Here is a 3697-nt window from a genome sequence, read left to right on the forward strand (position 1 = left end):
GACTTTGTAATAGCCACAAACGCAATGATAGGAGCTGCAATAGTGATTACTGGCGAATTAAGCTCATTAGCAAGGTATGATAGGATTGACAAGTTCTGTTCTTTTGCCACCTTAAGATCATCTGGTGTCAAACTTAAAGTACTGCTCCAAACAAAGAACATAACAACAGCGAATGTCATGATATAACAAGTATTTGAGCACACTTGGCATCAGTAGCGTCCCACCTTAAGATCATCTGGTGTCAAACTTAAAGTACTGCTCCAAACAAAGAACATAACAACAGCGAATGTCATGATATAACAAACTTTTTGTATTTGAGCACACTTGGCATCAGTAGCGTCTATTCCATAACTAGCTCTCTGCTTCACAACAAATGATGAAATCATAGGTGAATGATTAAATGAGAATACGACGATTGGAAGTATCATCCATATCGTTCCTAAATATCCTGTTCCTGTTGAGGCAGTAGAAACACTTGAAAAACTAAGCATTGACGTATTCCACTGTGGAATCAAAGATACTGCGATAAAAAGTAAAGAAGCTATAAAAGGATACACTAGCATGCTCATGATCTTTACAGTTATATCTTGACCAAAATTTAGTATAGCGATAAGACCGAGTACTAAGACAAGCGATAAAATGGCCCTTGGAGGCTCCGGCATGTGCAATTGATGCACGATAAAACTACTAGCGGTATTTGTAAGTGCGACCGAGTACATCAGCACGATTGTATAAATGGAGACGAAATATACAATGTTAAAAATGATACTTGCCTTATTTCCAAAATACTCTCTTATAGTACCTGTAATCCCCTCATCGGCAGAGTTCGAAGCATAAATCATTTTAGCAAGCGCCCTATGTGAATAATACATAACAGGATAGGCAAGTATGGTAATTAACAGCAATGATAATAAACCACCTGAACCTGCATTAATCGGTAAAAAGAGTACCCCTGCTCCAATTGCTGTTCCAAAAAGGCTCAACGCCCAAGTAGTATCCTGTTTATGCCACTTTGTAGGATCTAGATATTTCTCATTTTTTACTGCAGTATTATCACCTTGAAATTCTATGTTTTTTGCAGTATTCCCATTCATATAATAATTCCTCCTCGTGTCCTATTCATAATTCTCTATTTAAGGTATAGGAATATAGACCTTTCTTGAAAAATGAATTGCTTATATAGTGCACCACAACTAATATCCCTCTTCTAAATTAATCAAAATCAAAAAATTAGCGAAGCATCAACCTGAAGGGTTTGTTACCATTTACAAAATATTTTAATTAAATAGTAATATATTTTATTGATAATTCCCCCAACATACAGACATCCTTAGGCGAACAATAGAGTACATATTGTTAAATATTTCACAATGCATTCGATAGCTGTTTATTGATTTAATTGTTTCTCCCCAAAGATTTTATTTTTAATGGCAATCCCTGTAGGTGTAGCCGCAATTCCACCTAACCCTGTCTCTCTTAACTCACGAGGCATCTGTCTTCCAACCCTATACATTGCTTCAATAACTTCGTCAGCATTGATGATATTGTTTACGCCGGCTAATGCGATGTCTGCTGCTGCTAAAGCATTTGTCGCTCCAATAGCGTTTCGCTTTACACAAGGAATTTCTACCAAACCAGCGACCGGATCACAAACTAAACCGAGTAAATTTTGTAACGCGATTGAAAAAGATTCAGAAGATTGCTGTGGCGTTCCACCGGCTGCTTCTACCGCTGCTGCAGCCGCCATCGCTGAGGCACTGCCTATTTCAGCTTGACATCCTCCATACGCTCCTGAAATACAAGCGTTGTTTGCGACTATTGTTCCAAATAATGCTGAAGTGAATAGAAAATGAATCATCTCTTCATGACTTAACTGCAACGAATCTCTAATACTAAATAGGACCCCTGGGATTGTCCCACTCGCACCAGCTGTTGGAGTTGCACAAATTGCCCCTAATGCAGCATTTACTTCATTAACACCGATAGCATTTTGTATTCCTAACACCATCAAATCTCCAGAAAGAGTTTTCCTATTTTTCCTATAGTTTTTAATTTTAACGGCATCACCTCCAGTTAAACCGGTCGGAGAAAATACCCCTTCGCCCTCGATACTTTTATTTATAGCATTTTCCATAGTCGCTAAATTTCTTTCCATTTTACTCCAAACTTCTTCATAAGAAGTTTTAGTTTGTTCGATTTCCTGTTCAATTGCTAATTCATAAATTGGCTTTTGGTTTTTATTAGCTGCATCTACAATTTCTTTTATGGCCAAATACATATTTTTTCACTCCTTAATATAACTAAAGCATAATGAGATTAGCTTTATTTCTTAATTTTCCTAATTCCTTCTGAACATTACCAGGTAATAACGAATCCAAAGCGAATGCATATAAATATTTTTCGTTTTTTTCTAAACTATGAAAGTTGTTAATTTCCACATCATATTCTTTAAAGATCCTGCGTAAGACAAATTCAAAATCAGCTCTTTCAGAAATCGCAATAATAACTGGCAATGGCCCCTGTAGATCGAAACTAAAACCGTCAATTTCAACATGCTTCACTTCAATTAATCCACCGCCGACCGAAATACCCATCGTTCTAATACTCCGACTTTCATCCTCTAAATATACATCTGCCGTATTTGGGTGACCAGCAGGACTATCGCCCGCTTTTTCAATAAAAATAATGTCAATTCCTTTACATTCTGCTATTTTAATAGCATCTGGCACTTTGCTGTCATCAGCAGCAAATCCTAATATTCCAGCAATAATTGCAAAGTCAGTTCCATGTCCTTTATGGGTTTCAGCAAATGATTCATAATATCTTACCACGACTTTTTTTGGAAGACCTTGAAATAATTTATTGGCAATTGTTCCAATAGCCAATGCACCTGCAGTATGTGAACTTGAAGGACCTATCATTACCGGTCCAATCACATCAAAACAACTTTTGTATTTAATAACCTTTTTTTCTGTAATAGATGCTACATTCATATTTATAAAGCACCTCCATAATTTATAATTTTTAATTGCAGTTAAATCTAGGTTATTACAATGATTAATTGAAAATAAGATCATTTGATAGCGCTTTCTTTTTTGTCGAATAAATTTCCTCTCGGATCACAAAAATTTCGTAGTATAATCATATCAGTGTCTAATTTTAGAAGGTTACTTGCAAGGTCTTTAGAATTTTTTCACAAAACTAGCTTTAATATTTTCTCTAGAGAGCAATAAATTATCTTTCGACGCCCTCATTATAACTTGTATATTTATGAGTTTAATCTTTTTTTATTTTTAGAATGATTGAATAAACAGAATATTGAATAGGTAATAGATTACACTTACAATGTATCAATTGTGTCCTTTGTTTGAAGCTGTATTAGTTAGTATAAAAGCAAAAATAATACAGAATTCCTTTCATTAACACATTGAGTATATTGGAAAGTCATTATAAAGATACTTATATCGTCCATTGTCGAAACATCTTATTTTAGGTATATAAGCTGTTGTAATAAATAATTATTGTAAATGGAAATTAATAAGTTTATGATATATAAAATCATATCAGCATAAAAATTATAAATAACGTATAAACATTCATTTTTTAGAAAAAAACAACGGTTCTTCATAAGCCTTTAAGTACTAATTTGGCACTATTCACTAGTATAAAAAAGGATGTTAGCTCGTCTCTATAGATT

2 protein-coding genes and 2 pseudogenes are annotated in these 3697 nt (G+C 34.5%); all 4 read right to left on the bottom strand.

Annotation, left to right across the window (positions count from 1 at the left end; all coding sequences use genetic code 11):
- A pseudogene (locus tag DN403_RS32425) lies at positions 1 to 137 on the bottom strand (septum formation protein); the annotation flags it as partial.
- 96 nt (positions 138 to 233) lie between these two features.
- Positions 234 to 1094, bottom strand: a pseudogene (locus DN403_RS27660) (amino acid permease); the annotation flags it as partial.
- A gap of 293 nt (positions 1095 to 1387) precedes the next feature.
- Complete coding sequence (sdaAA, locus tag DN403_RS27665) at positions 1388 to 2278, bottom strand: L-serine ammonia-lyase, iron-sulfur-dependent, subunit alpha (protein ID WP_061667223.1); 891 nt, start codon at positions 2276 to 2278, stop codon at positions 1388 to 1390.
- 22 nt (positions 2279 to 2300) lie between these two features.
- A complete protein-coding gene (gene sdaAB, locus DN403_RS27670; protein ID WP_061667222.1) occupies positions 2301 to 2999 on the bottom strand; it encodes an L-serine ammonia-lyase, iron-sulfur-dependent subunit beta in 699 nt (232 codons plus the stop codon).
- Positions 3000 to 3697: the final 698 nt, after the last annotated feature.

Origin of the sequence: Bacillus sp. AY2-1, assembly GCF_008368965.1 — a bacterium.
Classification (GTDB): Bacteria; Bacillota; Bacilli; order Bacillales; family Bacillaceae_G; genus Bacillus_A; species Bacillus_A thuringiensis_S.

Bases quoted from the DNA above. Each gene is read 5' to 3' on its own strand.
- sdaAA (WP_061667223.1), bottom strand. From the start codon at position 2,278: ATGTATTTGGCCATAAAAGAAATTGTAGATGCAGCTAATAAAAACCAA.